Source organism: Azospirillum baldaniorum (assembly GCF_003119195.2).
Taxonomy (GTDB): domain Bacteria; phylum Pseudomonadota; class Alphaproteobacteria; order Azospirillales; family Azospirillaceae; genus Azospirillum; species Azospirillum baldaniorum.
In genome coordinates this window covers 990,051-1,007,528 of the sequence record NZ_CP022253.1, presented here as the reverse complement: position 1 = coordinate 1,007,528, position 17,478 = coordinate 990,051, and the positions used below count along the sequence as shown (strand labels likewise).

General features: G+C 70.5%; 12 protein-coding genes. 7 read left to right on the top strand and 5 right to left on the bottom strand.

What is annotated here, in order from left to right; translation table 11 throughout:
* From Sp245p_RS04705 to Sp245p_RS04695, 3 genes are all read right to left on the bottom strand, one after another.
* Window positions 1–1,398 (bottom strand): bifunctional enoyl-CoA hydratase/phosphate acetyltransferase, encoded by a 1,398-nt coding sequence (locus Sp245p_RS04705; RefSeq protein WP_014241262.1) that lies wholly within the window; start codon window positions 1,396–1,398, stop codon window positions 1–3.
* A gap of 659 nt (window positions 1,399–2,057) precedes the next feature.
* The gene (locus Sp245p_RS04700) at window positions 2,058–4,298 is read right to left on the bottom strand and encodes a sensor histidine kinase (RefSeq protein WP_088123923.1); all 2,241 of its coding nucleotides are present in this window, start codon (window positions 4,296–4,298) and stop codon (window positions 2,058–2,060) included.
* 243 nt (window positions 4,299–4,541) lie between these two features.
* Window positions 4,542–6,005 (bottom strand): hybrid sensor histidine kinase/response regulator, encoded by a 1,464-nt coding sequence (locus tag Sp245p_RS04695; RefSeq protein ID WP_014241266.1) that lies wholly within the window; start codon window positions 6,003–6,005, stop codon window positions 4,542–4,544.
* 458 nt (window positions 6,006–6,463) lie between these two features.
* Between Sp245p_RS04695 and Sp245p_RS04690 the strand changes: the two genes are divergently transcribed.
* The 3 genes from Sp245p_RS04690 (at window position 6,464) to Sp245p_RS04680 (ending at window position 10,188) form a co-directional block, all read left to right on the top strand.
* Window positions 6,464–7,567 (top strand): sensor histidine kinase, encoded by a 1,104-nt coding sequence (locus Sp245p_RS04690; protein WP_052584294.1) that lies wholly within the window; start codon window positions 6,464–6,466, stop codon window positions 7,565–7,567.
* A 112-nt stretch (window positions 7,568–7,679) separates the two neighbouring features.
* Window positions 7,680–8,162 (top strand): MmcB family DNA repair protein, encoded by a 483-nt coding sequence (locus Sp245p_RS04685; RefSeq protein WP_014241270.1) that lies wholly within the window; start codon window positions 7,680–7,682, stop codon window positions 8,160–8,162.
* A gap of 112 nt (window positions 8,163–8,274) precedes the next feature.
* Complete coding sequence (locus Sp245p_RS04680) at window positions 8,275–10,188, top strand: response regulator (RefSeq protein WP_014241271.1); 1,914 nt, start codon at window positions 8,275–8,277, stop codon at window positions 10,186–10,188.
* A gap of 71 nt (window positions 10,189–10,259) precedes the next feature.
* Here Sp245p_RS04680 and Sp245p_RS04675 read toward each other — a convergent pair whose 3' ends face one another.
* Window positions 10,260–10,823, bottom strand: a complete 564-nt coding sequence (locus tag Sp245p_RS04675; protein ID WP_014241272.1) for a GNAT family N-acetyltransferase — start codon at window positions 10,821–10,823, stop codon at window positions 10,260–10,262.
* Between the two features lie 171 nt (window positions 10,824–10,994).
* Here Sp245p_RS04675 and Sp245p_RS04670 point away from each other — a divergent pair, with 171 nt between their 5' ends.
* The 3 genes from Sp245p_RS04670 to Sp245p_RS04660 all read left to right on the top strand — a co-directional run bounded on the left by Sp245p_RS04670 (window position 10,995) and on the right by Sp245p_RS04660 (window position 15,369).
* On the top strand, window positions 10,995–13,064 hold the full coding sequence (locus tag Sp245p_RS04670; RefSeq protein ID WP_109138386.1) for a 4Fe-4S binding protein: 2,070 nt from the start codon (window positions 10,995–10,997) through the stop codon (window positions 13,062–13,064).
* Window positions 13,065–13,260: 196 nt separating this feature from the next.
* Entirely contained in the window at window positions 13,261–14,286 is a 1,026-nt protein-coding gene (gene moaA, locus Sp245p_RS04665) for a GTP 3',8-cyclase MoaA (protein WP_014241273.1), read from the top strand.
* 228 nt (window positions 14,287–14,514) lie between these two features.
* On the top strand, window positions 14,515–15,369 hold the full coding sequence (locus Sp245p_RS04660) for an NAD kinase (RefSeq protein WP_014241275.1): 855 nt from the start codon (window positions 14,515–14,517) through the stop codon (window positions 15,367–15,369).
* A gap of 30 nt (window positions 15,370–15,399) precedes the next feature.
* On the opposite strand, the gene Sp245p_RS04655 is transcribed toward Sp245p_RS04660, so the two are convergent.
* Window positions 15,400–16,266, bottom strand: a complete 867-nt coding sequence (locus Sp245p_RS04655; protein ID WP_014241276.1) for an N-formylglutamate amidohydrolase — start codon at window positions 16,264–16,266, stop codon at window positions 15,400–15,402.
* Window positions 16,267–16,430: 164 nt separating this feature from the next.
* Between Sp245p_RS04655 and Sp245p_RS04650 the strand changes: the two genes are divergently transcribed.
* Window positions 16,431–17,474, top strand: a complete 1,044-nt coding sequence (locus Sp245p_RS04650) for a M14 family metallopeptidase (RefSeq protein WP_014241278.1) — start codon at window positions 16,431–16,433, stop codon at window positions 17,472–17,474.
* Window positions 17,475–17,478: the final 4 nt, after the last annotated feature.

The window sequence follows — 17,478 nt, the reverse complement described above, 5'->3', positions numbered from 1 at the left end:
TCACTCGGCCGCGGTGGCGGCGCCACGGCGGCGGGCGGCGGCGGCCAGGACGGCCACGGCGCAGGACGCCAGACGGGTGCGCACGTTATCGGCGCGGCTGGTCAGGATGATCGGCACACGGGCGCCGAGCACGATGCCGGCAGCGTCGGAGTTCGCCAGGAAGGACAGCTGCTTGGCCAGCATGTTGCCGGCCTCCAGGTCCGGAACCAGCAGGACGTCGGCCTGGCCGGCGACCTCGGACACGATGCCCTTGGTGCGGGCGGCCTCCAGGCTGATGGCGTTGTCGAAGGCCAGCGGGCCGTCGAGGATGCCGCCCTTGATCTGGCCGCGGTCGGCCATCTTGCAGAGCGCTGCGGCTTCCAGCGTCGAGGCGATCTTCGGGTTCACCGTCTCGACCGCCGACAGGATGGCGACGCGCGGCGTCTCGACGCCCAGGACCTTGGCGAGGTCGATGGCGTTCTGGACGATGTCGACCTTGTCTTCCAGCGTCGGGTAGATGTTGATCGCCGCGTCGGTGATGAGAAGCGTGCGCGGGTAGGTCGGCACGTTCATCACGAAGACGTGGCTGAGCCGCCGGCCGGTGCGCAGGCCGGTCTCCTTGCGGACGACCTCGGCCATCAGCTCATCGGTGTGCAGGCTGCCCTTCATCACCGCCTCGCACTCGCCGGAGCGGGCCAGCCGGACGCCGGTCTCGGCCGACGCGTGGGAATGCGCCACGTCGACGATGCGGTAGCGGCTGATGTCCAGCCCATGGGCCTCGGCGACCGACTTGATCTTGGAGGCCGGGCCGATCAGCACCGGGTCGATCAGGTTGGCCTCGGCGGCCTCGACCGCGCCCTTCAGCGAGCTTTCGTCGCAGGGATGGACGACGGCGGTCGGCACCGGGGGCAGCGTTTCCGTCTTGCCCAGCAGCTCGTCATGGCCATCGTGGCGGATGACCTGGACCTGCGGCAGCTCGTGCGCGGCGCGGCGGACCTTGCGGGTCGGCGCGATCACCTCGGCGAGGCCGGAGACGACCTCCTTGCCGTCCTGGTTGCGCGCCACGCAATCGAAGACGACGATGTTCTTCTCGGCGTGCTTCTCCTTGGCGGTGACCGTCACGGTGATGACGTCGCCCAAGCCCACCGGGCGCTTGAAGCGCAGGTCCTGGCCCATGTAGATCGTGCCCGGCCCCGGCAGCAGCGTGCCGAGAACGGCGGAGATCAGCGAGCCCGACCACATGCCGTGGCCGATCACCTTGTGGAACTGGCTGTCCGCCGCGTACTCCTCGTCAAGGTGCGCGGGGTTGATGTCGCCGGACACCGTGGCGAACAACTCGATGTCGGACATGGTCAGACGCCGCGACAGGCTCGCCTGCTGGCCGATCTGGATTTCCTCGAAGGTGACGTTCTCGATCATGGCTGAGCCGTTCTTGCCGAAGTCGGGGGTGGCGGGCGCAATAACACGGTCCATTGGAGAAGCTCCTCAATCGGATAGCGGCTCGGAATCGCATGATCCCCGGGCCGAATCCTCCCGGCCTGCGGATCGCCCTGTCGTCCGCGGCCTTTTTGTTGGACCCCTGGATCGGTTGGCCCGGGAAGGGCCGCCCGCCAAGGGCCGGTTCGGGGTGCCCTGAATAACCCGGCACCGTGAAAGAGATGTGACAGGGTGGCGCATTTCGCGGTTCCGTTGCGGTGCAACAATGTCGCACCCCCCGTCGCCGCGTCGGTCCCGCCGCCCCACCGCACCCCACGCCGACCGTCTTCGACGACCGGCGGAAATGTCGTTCCGTCACGGTCTTACGACGGCCCAAGGTCTCACCCCATGACCTATGTCAAGCGGTTGGAAGACGGAAACTGTTTACTTCCCAGCACCGCAAACCGCTCGCGCAGCATTGTATCACTGAGCAGGCGCAGCATGGCAAGACCTTGCGTGCGGAGACGCAGGATTGACGGATCGTTGGGATTTTCGTGAAAAGGCGAAGAAGGCGCCCGACCATCCCTGCCGATTTTGCGGTGCACACGCCCGCCGCACGCATGGCGAAGATGGTATGGCGAAGATGGTGAAGCCGGACAGGCTCAGGCGCTCGCCACCGACGTGGTGGGTTCCTCGGGCAGCGGGTTGTGGCGGTCGCCGATCATCAGCACGGAAATCGAAAAGACCGTGCCCTTGCCCACGCGCGACCGCACGTCGACCTGATGGCCCAGGATCTGCGCCGTGCGCCGCACGATCGACAGCCCCAGCCCCAGCCCGCGCCCGCTGTCCCGCTGGTCGGTGCCGCAGCGGTAGAAATCGTCGAAGATCAGCTTGAGCTGGTCGGCGGGAATGCCCGGCCCGGTGTCCCAGACCTCGACCAGAGCATGCCCATCGCGGTGCCGGCAGCCCAGCAGGATCGTCCCGGTCCCGGCGTAGCGCAGCGCGTTGACCAGCAGGTTGCGCACCATGCGCTCCAGCAGCACGGGATCGCTGAGCACATAGGCCGAGGTCGGCACCATCCGCAGGACCATGCCCTTGCTGGCCGCCTGCTCCGCGAACTCGCGGTTCAGCCGGTCGGCGATGTCCTGGAACGGGAAGACCGTGGGGCGCGGCTTGACGTTGCCGGCCTCCAGCGCGGAGGTGTCGAGCAGCGTGTTCAACAGCGTGTTGCCGGCGGCAATCGCCTCGCCCAGCTTGTCGGCCACCTCCATCTGCTTGGCGTCGGACAGGCGGGCGGACAGGATGTGGTGGAACAGGCTCATCGCCTGGAAGGGCTGGCGCAGGTCGTGGCTGGCCGCGGCGAGGAAGCGCGATTTGGCCCGGTTGGCCCGCTCCGCCTCGGCATGGGCTTCGGCCAGCGCCTCGCGGATGCGCACCCCGTCGGAGATGTCGATGGCGGCGCAGATCACGCCCGACACCACCCCGGCCTCGTCCCGCAGCGGTTCGACGATCAGGTCGAACACCTGCTCCGCGCCGGGCGCCGCGCCGACGCGGACCTCCTGCCGGGCCCCGGTGCCGGAGTCCAGAACGGCCCTCTTCACCGCGTCCAGCCGCGCCGCGTCGTCCGGCGCGTGGATGTCGGCGTTGGTCCGCCCGATGAAGGTCTCCGCCGCCCGCCCGGTCTGCGGGTTGTACATCCACATGTAGCGCAGGCTGCGGTCCAGGCTGAACACGGCGACCCGCGAATGGCGCAGCGCCATGCGGAACCGTTCCTCGCTTTCGCGCAGCGCGCGGGCCATGGCGGCGCGGGCGCGGGCCTCGGTCACCAGAAAGCGCTTGGCCTGCGCCTCGCGCCGGGTGTAGCCGGCCAGCGCGCCGGTCAGCAGAAGCCCCATCACCAGGACGGTCCAGGCCGGATAATCCTCCGGCGCCAGCCGCGGTTCGGGCGGAATCGCCAGCGCCAGGGTCCAGCGCCGGCCACCGATCACCAGATCGCGCTCGAGCACCGTGTCTCCGTCTTCGCGAAGCTCGCCGAAGGGAGCGCCCTCCCGGCTCTCGGACGCGCCGGTGAGGTCGCGGGACGCCAGGACGCGCCCGCCGCCGCCCGCCGGCCCGTCGAGCAGATGCACGGCCCCATGCAGGCCGTCCACACGGTTGCCCGCCTCCTCCAAGAGACGGGTGATGCCGAAGACCGAGGAGACGTAGCCGGCGACCTCCGCGCAGCGGTCGGCCCCGTCCATCTCGTCCACGGGATAGCGGTAGACGGGAAGATACAAGCCGATGCTGCGCCCGGTCTCCCCCCGCGGACGCGGCGGAAGGGCCTCCGTCGCCGTCAGGTCGCCCGACGCGCAGGCCCGCGCCAGCACCTCCGCCCGGTTGGGCAGGGAGAGGATGTTGATCCCCTGCCCGAAGGCCTCTCCGCGCTCCGGCTCCACCAGCGTGTTGACGAAAAGATCCCCATGGCCAGCCGCCGGGGCCGGGCCGGGGGTGCCGTCGCCTGTCCCATTCGCATTCCGGACGGTGAAGTCCCGACGACCGGCGGCCCGCATCGCCGCCTCCAGCGCGGGCACCTCCGTCGAGGACACCCGGGTTACCCAGGCGACCGACCACAAGCCGGGATAGAGCGGCATGATTGGCCGGACCGCCGCCGCGAAACCATCGCGGGTGGCCGGACGGGGATCCGAAAAGGCCGAGCCCAGAGTCCGCAGCAGCAACGTGTGGCTGCCGATCCGCTCCGTCAGGGCGTCATGGAACTGGGCGAACTGCCGCTCGTGCTGCGCGCGCTCCGCCTCGCGGTTGGCGGCGCGCATCTGGAAAAAGGCGCCAAAGGTCAGCGTCAGGCCCGCGGCGACCAGCACCGGAACCGCAAACGAGCCCCTCCTCCTTCTGTCCAGCAGCGCCATCCCACCCGTTCCCAATGGCGTTTTCACCGAAATCGTCGGATCGTTCGACTATAGCAAGCGGTCCTGCGCCTCGATAATGGAAAAGCCCTTATCCTCCCAAATGGATAGTCGGTTCCAGCGAAAACACCGGGCGCGCCGACTATTGATTGTCATTTGCACGGGGATTGCGCCCTCACTTTGATGTCAATTCTGCAATACAGGACGGAAGCCCCACCCAAGCACTGGCAGCGACCCGAAACGTTTTCAGGACTTCAGGCGCTCGCGGCCGAGAAGCCGCGCCACGGCACCCCGCAGGGCCATCGGCGCCACCGGCTTGTGAAGCAGCGGGTAGCCGGACAGCCGCGCCTCGCGCAGGCGCATCGGGTCGGTGTCGCCGGTCAGGATCAGGCCGGGCAGCGTGGCGTCGAGCGCCTTGCCGATCTGGCGGATGGCGACGATCCCGTTCATCGCCCCCTTAAGCCGCAGGTCGGAGATGACGAGGTCGGGCGGCTGCGGGCCGGGACCCAGCCGCTCCAGCGCGGCGTCCACCGAATCCGCGGCGACCACCGCGCAGCCCCATTGGCCGAGCAGCGCGCCCAGCGCCTCCAACACCATCGGGTCGTCCTCGATGACCAGCACGCGGGCGCGGCTGACGTCCTCGCCGGGCGCCGTGGCGTTGAGTGCGGCAGGCTCGGCCAGCGCCGGCGGCTCCTCGGCGCCGTCCGCGGCCCGCGGCACCAGAACCGCCAGCATCGTGCCGCAGCCGGGCGCCGAGTCCACCTCCAGCCGGTGCCCCAGCCGCCGCGCCAGCCCCCAGGCCAGCCGCAGCCCGAGGTCGATCACTGACGGATCGCCCGCCCCGTCCGGGCGCCGCAACTCCTCCCGCAGGGTGCGCAGTTGTTCGGGCAGCAGGCCGCGCCCGGTGGACCACAGCTCGACCCGCAGGTCCGGCCCCTGGCGACGGCAGCCGAGCACGACCCGGCCCCGCTCGGTGTGGCGCAGGGTGTTGGCGATGAACCCCTGGAGAATGCGCTCCAGAAGCGAGGCGTCGGTGGCGATCCGCACCGAGCAGGGCAGCACCGAGAAGCGCAGCCCCCGCCCGTCGAAGCGCGGGGCCGCGTCCAGCGCCACCCGCGTCAGGATGCCGTTGACCACGGGGGCGCCGATGTCCGGCTGCACCAGTCCGGCCTCCAGCCGCACGAGGTCGAAATGCCCGTCCACCATGCCGCGCAGCGACTGCACCGCGTTGCCCATGGCGCTCAGCAGATCGCGCGCCGCCGGGTCGGCCGGGGCGTTTCCCCGCCCGGTGACGCTCTTCCCGCCGCCCGCGGCCCCGTCGAGGCGCCCTTCCAGCGCCCCAAGCAGCAGCGACAGGGCGGCCAGCGGCTGGCGCAGGTCGTGGCTGGCCGCGGCGAACAGGCGGCCCGACAGGTCGGCACCCGCAGCGGGTCCATTTCCGGCGGCCGCTTCGTCGGCGGCGCCCTCGCCAGCGGTGCGGCGGACGAACCCGCCGCCGCTGAGCGGCCAGTCGGTGACGGTGTGGCCGGCGGGCAGGCCGCGGAAAAGAGGAGCCAGCGTTTCCGGCAGGGCGCCCTGGACCAGCAGGCGCGCGGCGCTGGGCAGAGCCTCCGCCTCCTCGTTCCAGGCGGACAGCCGGTCGTTGGCGTCGAAGACCAGGACCGCGCCGCGCCGTCCCGCGCCTTGCCGATAAGCTCCCTCGCTCGTCACGGGCGGCGCCCCCCTGCCTGCACGCGGTTTCCTGATGACCGGAAGCGGTCCCGAGCAATCCAGGCTACGGAAGCGGCGCCAAGGATCAAGCCCGCCGTTCGTCCGACCCCCTGCAGGATAATCGGGCTGCAGGATGCCCCGGCCGCGCGGCGTTCCGGCACGGCGCCCAAAGCCGCTGGCCTTCCGAACATTTGCGCGCATTTTTATATAAAAGTCAAGAAAAGACACTGAATTGACGGCATAACCACGCAATAACTCGATGGATTGTCGCAATTTGTTGGTTGCATGTTTCTCGAATCTTTTCGACTATGCGATCAATGGATGCCGTGACCGAAACCCCTTTCCGCGACCGACAACCGGAGGCGGCAACGCCGGCTGGCGCGGGGTATCCTGCGCTTTCGGACCGGGGTGGGCCGGAGGCAGGTGGATGGACCGGCGACGCGTTGGTGGGTGCGGCGATGGCAGCCCTCGCCGACGGTGTCGGTGTGTTGGCCGTGGTGCGGGATGCCACGGGTGCTGTCGGCGATTTCGAATGGCTCACGGCCAACCGCGCGGCGGAGCGGCTGTTCGGGCACCCCCTCGCCGGGCGCCGGCTGCGCGCGGACGATCTCCAGGATGGTGAAGAGGCCGGTCTGTTCGCCTGCCTGGCCGATTGCGTGGCGGAGAAGCAGACGGTGCGCCGCCTGGTGATGGCGCCCGGAGGCGCGCGCTGGCGGATCGCCGCGACCCCGTTCGACGCCGGCATCGCCTCACCCTGCGTCTGCGTAACCCTCGTGGAACTCGGCCCCGAGGTTCCCGCCGTTCCGGAATCGGACCGCGCGCACCGGGCGAAGGCCGAATTCCTGGCGCATATGAGCCACGAGCTGCGCACCCCGCTGAACGCGGTGCTGGGCTTTTCCGAAGTGCTGCTGGCCGAGACCTTCGGCCCGCTCGGCTCTCCCCGCTACCACAGCTACGCCGCGGACATCCACGCCAGCGGCACGCATCTTCTGTCGCTGATCGACGGCATTCTCGACCTGTCGCAGAGCGAGGCCCCGCGGACGGAAATGCAGGAGGAGGCCATCAACGTGGCCGACGCCGCCCGTCAGGCGCTGGCCCAGGTGGGCGACAAGGCCGCGGCCCGCGGTGTCGACATCGGGGAGGATCTGTCCGGCGACCTGCCCCTGCTCTACGGCGACGCCCGGGCGCTTCAGCGGATGCTGACCAACCTGCTGTCGAACGCGGTGAAGTTCACCCCGTCGGGCGGGCAGGTGATGCTGTCGGCCAGCCCCATGCCGGACGGCGGGATCGGGCTGATGGTGGCCGACACCGGCGCCGGCATCGCCGAGGACGAGATGGCCCGCGTCCTGGAACCCTTCGGCAGCGCCGACATGACCGTTCCCCGCGGCACCACCGGGACCGGCATCGGCCTGCCCGTGGTCAAGCGGCTGATGGAGATGCACGGCGGACGCCTGGACCTGTACAGCGAGCCCGGCGCCGGCACGACCGCCATTCTGATGTTCCCGCCGCGGCGCAGCCTGCCTCACGCCGCCTCACATGGCGCTCCCCTCGGCATGGCTTGAACCAGCGCCCGCGCCTGCCTCTTTCGCGCGGCCCGGATTCGGCAGAAGTCCCTTGGCAAAGCCGCGAAGCCGGGTCATTGTGCCGCTTCGTTCTTGAACTGTTCCGTTTCAGATGGCTGATATCCTGTTGCAAGGCGACGAGCCGCCGCTCCCGGCGGGCGGTGCCGTCCCGATCTTCCGTGGGGTGCGCCGGGCGCTGGCCGCGCGCGGCTTCGTCAGCATGGCGGAGTTCCGGTTGGCCAGCGGGCGCCGCGCCGACGTCCTGGCGATGGACGGCGCCGGCACCGTCGTCATCGTCGAGGTGAAAAGCTGCGTGGCCGACTTCCGCTCCGACCAGAAATGGCCGGAGTACCGGGACTGGTGCGACGCCTTCTACTTCGCCGTGGACGACGCCTTCCCGCCGGAGCTGATTCCCGACGACTGCGGCCTGATGGTGGCCGACGCCTACGGCGCGGAAATCCTGCGCGAGGCGCCGGAACACCGGCTCGCCCCGGCGCGGCGCAAGGCGCTGACCCTGCGCGCCGCGCTGACCGGGGCCGGGCGCCTGCACCGGATCGAGGACCCGTCCTGGACCCAGGCCACCTCGCCGGTGTGATTGCCCCCGTTTGACTCTCCAACGCGTGATTGTCGGGCATGACCGAAGTCCCATGGCAAACCCTTGCCAAGCCGGTGTAAGCTCCGCCAGGAACGGGAACCGTCGGGCGGACATGCACGCACAGGATGCCAGCCCATCCACAGCGGCGGAAACACGCCGCGAACGCCGGATTCCGCGGCTGAGCGCTCCTTGGGTTGGAGCACCGCGGCTCCGCGCGCCCTGGGTCGGTGCATCCTGGGTCGGCGCGCTGGCCCTGGCCGCGCTGCTGACCGGTGCCAGCGCCGGCGGCTCCACATGGCTCGCCCTGGCCGAGACGGACGCCCGCGCCCGCGGCCAAGCCGTCCGGAGCCTGGATGAGGCGCTCGACCTCATGCGCATCGCGGAGTTGGCCGCCGGGCTGTCCGCCGACGCGGCCGAGCTGGAAGCCGCGGGCACCGCCCAGCGCCGGCTGACCGCCCACAACGCGCTGCGCCAGAGGACGCACCGGCTCGCCGCCATACTGGAGAGCCTGCCGCGGGATTGGCGCGCGGACCTGCGCTTCGCCGCCTTGGCCATCCGTGCGGAAGCGGACGAGCTGAACGCCACGGTGGAGCGCCGTCTGGCCGCTCAGCGCAGCCTTCAAGAGCTCACCGAACAGGTGGCGGGCCGCAGCGAGGCGCTGGCGGAGGCTCTCGTCACCCCGCGCACGCCGTCACCGGGCGACGAGACCATGCGCCGGATCGACGACTCACGGCAGGCGGTGGCTCTCCGGCTGCTCGCCACCGGGACGGCGCCGGCCTCGGCCACCTCGGCGCGGGCCGAATTCCGCAAGGCCACGGGAGCGCTGTTCGACGCCCTGAACGATCTGCCGATCGACGCCGCCAGCCCCCGCCGCGCCGACGCCGCGCGCCAGCTCGTCGCGCTGGGAATGGACGAGCAGAACGTCTTCGACCTGCGGCAGGAGCAGGAGGCGCTGACCGCCAAAGCGGCGGGGATCGCCACGCTGCTGCGCAGCACCGCCAGCGACCTCGCCCACCGGGCCGGCCGCGGCGCGCAGGCCCTGCGGGACGGGCTGCGGGATGGGCTGGCCGCACCGAACACCGCGCGGTCGGGGGCCGAATTGTCCGCCGCCGCCCCCGCCGGGGTCGGGCTGCTCACCGGGTTGGCGGTCTTCGCGGTCGGCCTGGGCATCGCGCAGAGCCGCGCCCAGCGCACCGTGCCGCCCGATCCGGACAAGACGGAGCGGACCGGCGCAACGAACGAGGGGCCCTCGCTGCGCGTCCTGTTGGCGGAGGACGAGCCGGTCAGCCAGCAGGCCGCGGCCGCGCTGCTCCGCCGCGCCGGCCACGAGGTGACGGTGGTGGGCGACGGCCGGGCCGCCCTGGCGGCGGTGGAGCGGGAGCGCTACGACCTCGTCCTGATGGACGTGCAGATGCCGGACATGGACGGGATCGAGGCGACACGCCGCATCCGCGCCCTGCCCCGTGGCGCCGGAAGCGCGGCAGCAGGGCTGCGCATCGTGGCGCTGACCGCCTCCGCCGAGCCCGGCGCGGCGGAGCGCTGCCGGGCGGCGGGGGCCGACGCCATCCTGGAAAAGCCGCTGAGCCTGTCCGCGCTGGACGCCCTTCTGGACCATCGGCCCTCCGGCGCCGGCGTCGCGTCAGCGCTGGCGGGCATACCCCCTCCGCCGGACGACGAACCCGGCCTTCCCGTGTTCGATGAGGACGCCATCCGCCAGATGCGCGAGCATCTGCCGGCGGAACGGGTCGCCACCCTGGTGACCAACACCCTCGTCACGCTGCGCGGCTACCACGCCGCCCTGGAGCAGGCCTGGAACGCCGGGGACCGAGCGACCGCCGGGGCCATGGCCCACAAGATCGCCGGGGTGGCCGGCATCTACGGCTGCATGGCGCTGCGCAGCGCGGCACGGTCGCTCGAAGTCGCGCTGGAAACCGGCGAGGGCGATCCCGACGCCCTGTGCCGTGCGCTGGACGCCGCCGTTCCGCCCGCGCTCGCGGCGCTGGACCGGTGGAGCGACGGCGTCTAAAGCGAACTTCCGTTCGCTTTAGAATCATATCGCCTCATTCGCCGGCGGTCCAAAGCGGATTGCAATCCGCCTTAACGCACCGCCACCGGCTGGCTCGGCCCCGCGCCTTGCGGAATGTCCGACCGCCCCGCCCCCAGGTCCTTCTGCATCATCACCACGTCCAGCCAACGCCCGAACTTCAGCCCCACGGCCTCGACCACGCCGCAGGTGCGGAAGCCCAGCGCGGCGTGCAGCCCGATGGACCCGGCGTTCTCCGACCCGCCGACCAACGCCACCATCTGGCGGTAGCCCTGCTCCACGCAGCGGTCGATCAGCGCCTGGAGCAGCAGGCGCCCGAGGCCCTGGCCGCGCGCCTCCTCCGCGATGTAGACAGAATCCTGGATGGTGAAGCGGTAGGCGGAGCGGACATGGTAGGCGCTGCCGTAGGCGTAACCAAGGACCACGCCGTCGCGCTCGGCGACCAGCCAGGGCAGGCCGGCGCCGGTGATGGCGCGGAAGCGCCCTTCCAGCTCCGCCACGTCGGGCGGCTCCTCCTCGAAGGTGCCGACACCGTGCCGGACATGGTGCTCGTAGATCCACTGGAACGCGGGGACATCCTCGATGCGGGCGTCGCGGACGTTGGGGGTGCTGGTCATGGGGAAACGAGTCCGACGGATGAAGGGGGGACGACCATCCTGCCGCACGCATTTTGCTGTCGCAACCGCGCCACCCAGCCGATATGTACAGAACTGGAACGCGCTGTGTGCAGCAGGGCTTGTGCAACAGGGCTTTAGGGCAGGTCTTTTCAGGGCAAGGGGTTGGAAGCGATGAAGATCAACGGCCGGACGGTGCTCGTCTGCGATTGCGCCCACAGCATGGCGCTCGACGGCAAGGCGTTGGCCAGGGCCTGCGGGGCCGCGGCGGGGGCGGAGGGCGATTTGTCCGTCGCCACCCAGCTCTGCCGCACCCAGCTCGACCGGTTCGAGGCGCGCGTGGCGGAGGGCGCTCCGCTGCTCGTCGCCTGCACCCAGGAGGCCCCGCTGTTCGCGGAAATCGCGGCCCAGGACAATCCGGACGCCGCCCTCGCTTTCACCAACATCCGCGAGCGCGCCGGCTGGTCGGACGAGGGCGCGCTGGCGGGACCGAAGATCGCCGCCCTGCTGGCCGAGGCGGCCATGGACATCCCGCCGACCGGCACGATCACCCTGGCCTCGGAAGGCACCGCGCTGGTCTACGGCACCGACGAGCGCGCCATCGAGATGGCCCGGCAGCTCTCCGGCAGCCTGGACGTCACCGTTCTGCTGAAGTCCCCGAAGGACGTCGCCCCGCCGCGCGTCATGGACGTGCCGGTCTTCAAGGGCACCATCCGCACCGCCAAGGGCTGGCTCGGCAACTTCGAGATCGTGGTCGACGACTACGCCCCGGCCATCCCGGCCTCGCGCGCCGTCCTCGGCTTCGAGCCGCCGCGGCACGGCGCCGCCTCGCGCTGCGACGTCATCGTGGACCTGACCGGCGGCGCGCCGCTGTTCCCGGCGCACGGCAAGCGCGACGGCTACCTGCGCCCCGACCCGGACAGCCCGGCCGCCATCGCCAAGGCGGTGTTCGAGGCCGCCGACATGGTCGGCGAGTTCGAGAAGCCGCGCTACATCGACTTCAAGGCCGACCTCTGCGCCCATTCGCGCAGCCGCAAGACCGGCTGCACGCGCTGCCTGGAGGTCTGCCCGACCGGCGCCATCACGCCGAACGGCGACCATGTGGCGATCGACCCGCACATCTGCGCCGGCTGCGGCTCCTGCGCGTCGGTCTGCCCAACGGGGGCCAGCACCTACGCCCTGCCGCCGCTCCAGACCGTCTACGAGCGGCTGCGCACGCTGCTCTCCTCCTACGCCAAGGCCGGCGGGACGGAGCCGGTGCTGCTCGTCCACGACCCGCGGCACGGCGACGAGATGATCTCGCTGATCGCGCGGTACGGGCGCGGCCTGCCGGCCCGGGTCCTGCCCTTCGCGGTGAACGAGGTGACGCAGCTCGGCTTCGACGTGTTCGCGGCGGCGCTCGCCTATGGTGCCGCGCGGGTGCGCGTCCTGGTCGGGCCGGGCAACGCCGGCGAGACGGCGGGGCTGGCCAGCCAGATCGGTCTGGCCGAGACGGCGATGGCCGGTCTGGGCTACGGCTCCGGCCGGGTGTCGATCATCGACGCCCAGGACCCCGACGCGGTGGCCGCGGAACTGTGGGAACTGCCGCGCGAGGGCGCTCCCGCCCCCGGCACCTTCCTGCCGATGGGCGGCAAGCGCACCGTGACCATGCTGGCGCTGCGCCACCTGCACAAGGTGGCACCGGAACCGGTGGAGGTGCTGCCGCTTCCGCCGGGCGCCCCCTTCGGGCGGGTGCAGGTGATGACGGAGGGCTGCACGCTCTGCCTGTCCTGCGTCGGCGCCTGCCCGACCGGGGCGCTGCTCGACAACGCCGACAAGCCGATGCTGTCCTTCTCGCAGGACGCCTGCGTGCAGTGCGGCCTGTGCAAGACCACCTGTCCGGAGAAGGTCATCGCGCTGGTCCCGGAGATCGACTTCCGCGACAGCGCCCGCGGCGCCAGGGTGATCAAGGAGGAGGAGCCCTTCTGCTGCGTCAAGTGCGGCAAGCCCTTCGCCACCAAGTCCTCCATCGACAAGATCGTCGCGGTGCTGGCCGGGCGGCACGCCATGTTCGCCACGCCGGAGGCCGCCGACCGCATGCGCATGTGCGGCGACTGCCGTGTCGTGGACCAGTTCGAGCGGGGCGACTCGCCCTTCGCGCTCGGCGCCCCGCGCGCGCCCCGCACCACCGAGGACTATCTGCGCGAGCGGGAGCTGGCCCAAAACGGCAAGGACGGCGGTCCGGACGGCGGAAGCGTCCACTGAGCGACGCCGCCGGAAGGCGCGCGGTGCCGGGATTTGATTCCCGTCAAGTCCCGGCTCGGCGCTTCGTGGTCTCCTGCGCCTGAAATTCCAGGTGGCGAAAAATCCGCAACTCGGACCTATATATCAGGATCGGGTTCGGGGTCATAATCGCCGCCCGGACTGCACGATACGGACCCCCTTGGGGAGAAGCCTGACGATGACGACCGTTCCGCCGACCGCCGCCGCCCCGCTCGTCGATCCTTTCGGGCGGACCGTCAGCTATCTGCGCGTGTCCGTCACCGACCGCTGCGACCTCCGCTGCGTCTACTGCATGGCGGAGGACATGAGCTTCCTGCCCAAGGCGGAGGTGCTGACGCTGGAGGAGATCGACCGCGTCTGTTCCGCCTTCGTCAAGCTGGGCACCCGCAAGCTGCGCCTGACCGGCGGCGAGCCGCTGGTCCGCAAGGGCATTCATGAGCTGATCCACAGCCTGGGCCGCCATGTGAAGGCCGGCGATCTGGACGAGCTGACGCTGACCACCAACGGCACCATGCTGTTCAAGTATGCCGGCGATCTGGTGGAGGCCGGGGTGCGCCGGATCAACGTGTCGCTGGACACGCTCGACCCCCACAAGTTCCAGGCGATCACCCGCTGGGGCCGACTGGACAAGGTGCTGGGCGGGCTCCAGGCCGCCAAGGAGGCGGGGCTCCAGGTCAAGATCAACACGGTCGCGCTGAAGGGCGTGAACGACGACGAGTTCCACCGGCTGGTCGGCTGGTGCGGCGAGCAGGGCTTCGACCTGACCTTCATCGAGGTCATGCCGATGGGCGAGATCGGCGACGAGGCACGGCTCGACCAGTATCTGCCGCTCAGCCTCGTGCGGGCGGAACTGGCCAAGCGCTGGACGCTGGACGAGATCGACTACCGCACCGGCGGCCCGGCCCGCTATGTGCGGGTGGCCGAGACCGGCGGGCGCATCGGCTTCATCACGCCGCTGACCCACAATTTCTGCGAAAGCTGCAACCGCGTGCGGCTGACCTGCACCGGCACCCTCTACATGTGCCTGGGCCAGGAAGACGCCGCCGACCTGCGCACCCCGCTGCGCCTCAGCGACGACGACGGGCTGCTGGTCCAGGCGGTGCGCGACGCCATCGCCCGCAAGCCCAAGGGCCACGACTTCATCATCGACCGCCGCCACCAGGGCCCGGCGGTCCCCCGCCACATGAGCGTGACCGGCGGATGATCCGCCCGCAGCCGAGCGCCCTCGCCCCTCTGGGGAGAGGGAGGGGACCCACGCCGCAGGCGTGGGGTGGGTGAGGGGGTTGCACGTGGTGGTGCGTTCGGCAAAAGCTCATCCCCCTCACCCTGACCCTCTCCCCGGAGGGGAGAGGGAACATGACGTGCGACGGCCCCATCCGTCGACCGAAGCGGCCTTCTGCAACCGGGCACTCTGCGCTATGGTCCCCGTGACATGACCGAAACCGCCGCCAAGCTGCCCGCCGATCCGACCCTGGACCCGCTGGCGCCCGATCCCTCGGCCCGCAAGCCCGCCGACCTCCGCATCGCCTTCTGCGCGGCGAACACGGAAGAGGCGATGCGGGCGCGCACCCGGCTGGTCCACCGCTACGGCAACGCGCCGCTGGAGGACGCCGACGTCATCGTGGCCCTGGGCGGCGACGGTTTCCTGCTGGAGACGCTGCACCGCGCGCTGAAGCGCGACGGGCAGAACCCGCCGCCGGTCTACGGCATGAACCGGGGATCGGTCGGCTTCCTGCTGAACGTCTTCCGCGAGGACGAGCTGGCCGAACGGCTGGCCAGCGCCCAGAGCGTCAAGCTGCACCCCTTGCGCATGAGGGCAACCCGCTGCAACGGCGAGCAGATCGAGGCGCTCGGCATCAACGAGGTGTCGATGCTGCGCGAGACGCGGCAGGCCTCGAAGCTGCGCATCACCGTGGACGGCGTCGTCCGCCTGCCGGAGCTGATCTGCGACGGCGTGCTGGTCGCCACCCCCGCCGGCAGCACCGCCTACAACCTGTCGGCCCACGGCCCGATCATCCCGTTGGGCGCCGGGGTGCTGGCGCTGACTCCCATCAGCTCCTTCCGGCCGCGGCGCTGGCGCGGCGCGCTGCTGCCGCACAGTTCCAAGATCACCGTGGACATCCTTGAGGAGGTCAAGCGCCCGGTCAGCGCCGTGGCCGATTCGACCGAGGTGCGCGAGGTCATCCGCGTCGATGTGGAGGAAGCGCGCGACGTCGCGCTGACCCTGCTGTTCGACCCGGAGCTGAATTTCGAGGAGCGGATCCTGAAGGAGCAGTTCTCGCCGTAACGCCCCTGCCCCGCCTCTTTGGCCCCGCCGTTACTCGGCGGCGCGGCGCGCGGTGCTGGCCTGCGCATGGGCGCAGATGCGGCGGGTCAAGGTGGTCAGATCGGCCTGGAGCCGGGCGAAGCCCTCGTTCCGCTCCAGCGTCTCCTCGTTCATGTAGAGCCGCCGGTTGATTTCGAGCTGCAGGGAATGGCGGCCCCGCGTCGGGTTGGAATGGCGGGACACCAGTTCCACCCCCTTGAAGGGATGGTTCCGCGTGACCTTGTAGCCGAGCCCGGTCAGCACCCGCTCGACCAGTGCCGTGAAACCCGGCTCGCAGCTGGTGCCGTCGCGGTCGCCCAGCACGAAATCCATGCCCAGCTTGTGCGCCGCCCCCGGCCCGACCGCGGAGGGCATGGAATGGCAGTCGACGTGCCAGACGGCGCCGAACCGATCAGCCAGATCGTCCATCACGCTGGCGACCTGGAAATGATAGGGCCGGTAGTAGCGGTCGATGCGCTCCGCCACCTCGGCCACCGACAGCCGCCCGTCGTAGAGCGGCATTCCCGGACGGCACAGTGTGCGGATCAGCCCCATGCCGGCAGCGCTCTTCTCCGTCGGGCGCAGCGGTTCGGGCCAGCGCCCGTCGAGAAGCGCCGGGTCGATGTCGTCGATGGCCCGGTTCGCGTCGATGTAGGTGCGCGGGAAGAGGGCGCAGAGCAGCGTCGCGCCATGCTCCGGCGCATGGGCGAACAGCTCGTCCACATGGGTGTCCTCGGCCTGCCGCAGGGTGGACAGCGGGCAGACGAAGGCGAAGTCGCGCGGGTAGACGGTGCCGCTGTGCGGTGAATCGAAGAACACCGGCAGGCGCGGGACGATCGGATCGTTGCGGACGAGCACGTCCTCGATCACGAAACTCATGGCTGACCCCGGTGTACCAACGGCTCCGACGCGCCAGGGTGCCTGCCCGGATGGCATAGCAGGGCGCTGCGGCGGATGGATTCGGGTATAGACGATGGCCGGGTGCCCGTCGACCAAAAACCGTCATACACCGGTAAGGCAAAGGACATGATGGAGCAGCGGGCATGGCGGGACTGGCGCACCGCCGGACTCTCCGCCATACTGACCGTTCGGCGAAAGCGCCCGGCACCGGCCAGACCCGCAAAGGCGAGATCCGCTTGACCGAATCCCTGCCACCGATCGAATTGACGCCGCCGGACATCGGCCCCTACCGTCGTGGAAACACCGGCATCGACCATGTCACGACGCTGGAGTCCGGACGCCCCGGCCCACACGCCGTCATTGTCTCGCTGATTCACGGCAACGAGATCAGCGGCGCGGTGGCGATGGACCGGCTGTTCCGGATGGGCTTGCGGCCCACCCGCGGGCGGCTGACCCTGGTCTTCGCCAACACCGCCGCCTATCAGAACTTCGATGCCGAGCGTCCCTACGCCTCCCGCTTCGTCGACGAGGACATGAACCGCGTCTGGTCGCCGGAAGTGCTGGACGGCCCGCGCGACAGCGCGGAGTTGCGCCGCGCCCGGCAGCTCCGCCCGGTGTTCGACGCCGCGGACGTCATCCTCGACCTGCATTCCATGACGGCGGACACCCCGCCGCTGACTCTGTGCGGGCGGACCGACCGCGCCCGCGCGCTGGCCCGCCGGCTCGGCCACCCGGCCTGGATCGTTGCCGACGAGGGGCACGCGGCGGGGCGGCGGGTGATCGACTACGCGGATTTCGCCGAAGCGGACGGGCGGCGCACCGCCATCCTGGTCGAATGCGGTCAGCACTGGCGGGATGAGACGGCGCTGGTCGCCCTGGAAAGCGCCATGCGCTTCCTGCTCGCCCAGGAGATGATCGACCCGTCGCTGGCCGATCGCCACATCCGCCGCCACCCCGATCCGCTGCGCACCGTCGAGGTGACCGAGGCGGTGACCGCGGAAACCGACGAATTCTTCTTCGACCAGCCCTATGTGGGGATGGAGATCATTCCCCGCGCCGGAACGGTTCTGGGCCATGACGGCAGCCGCCCGATCGTGACGCCTTACGACGACTGCGTGCTGATCATGCCGGCGCGGCGGCCCAAATCCGGGCAGACCGCCGTCCGGCTGGGGCGGATCGTTCCTTGAACCG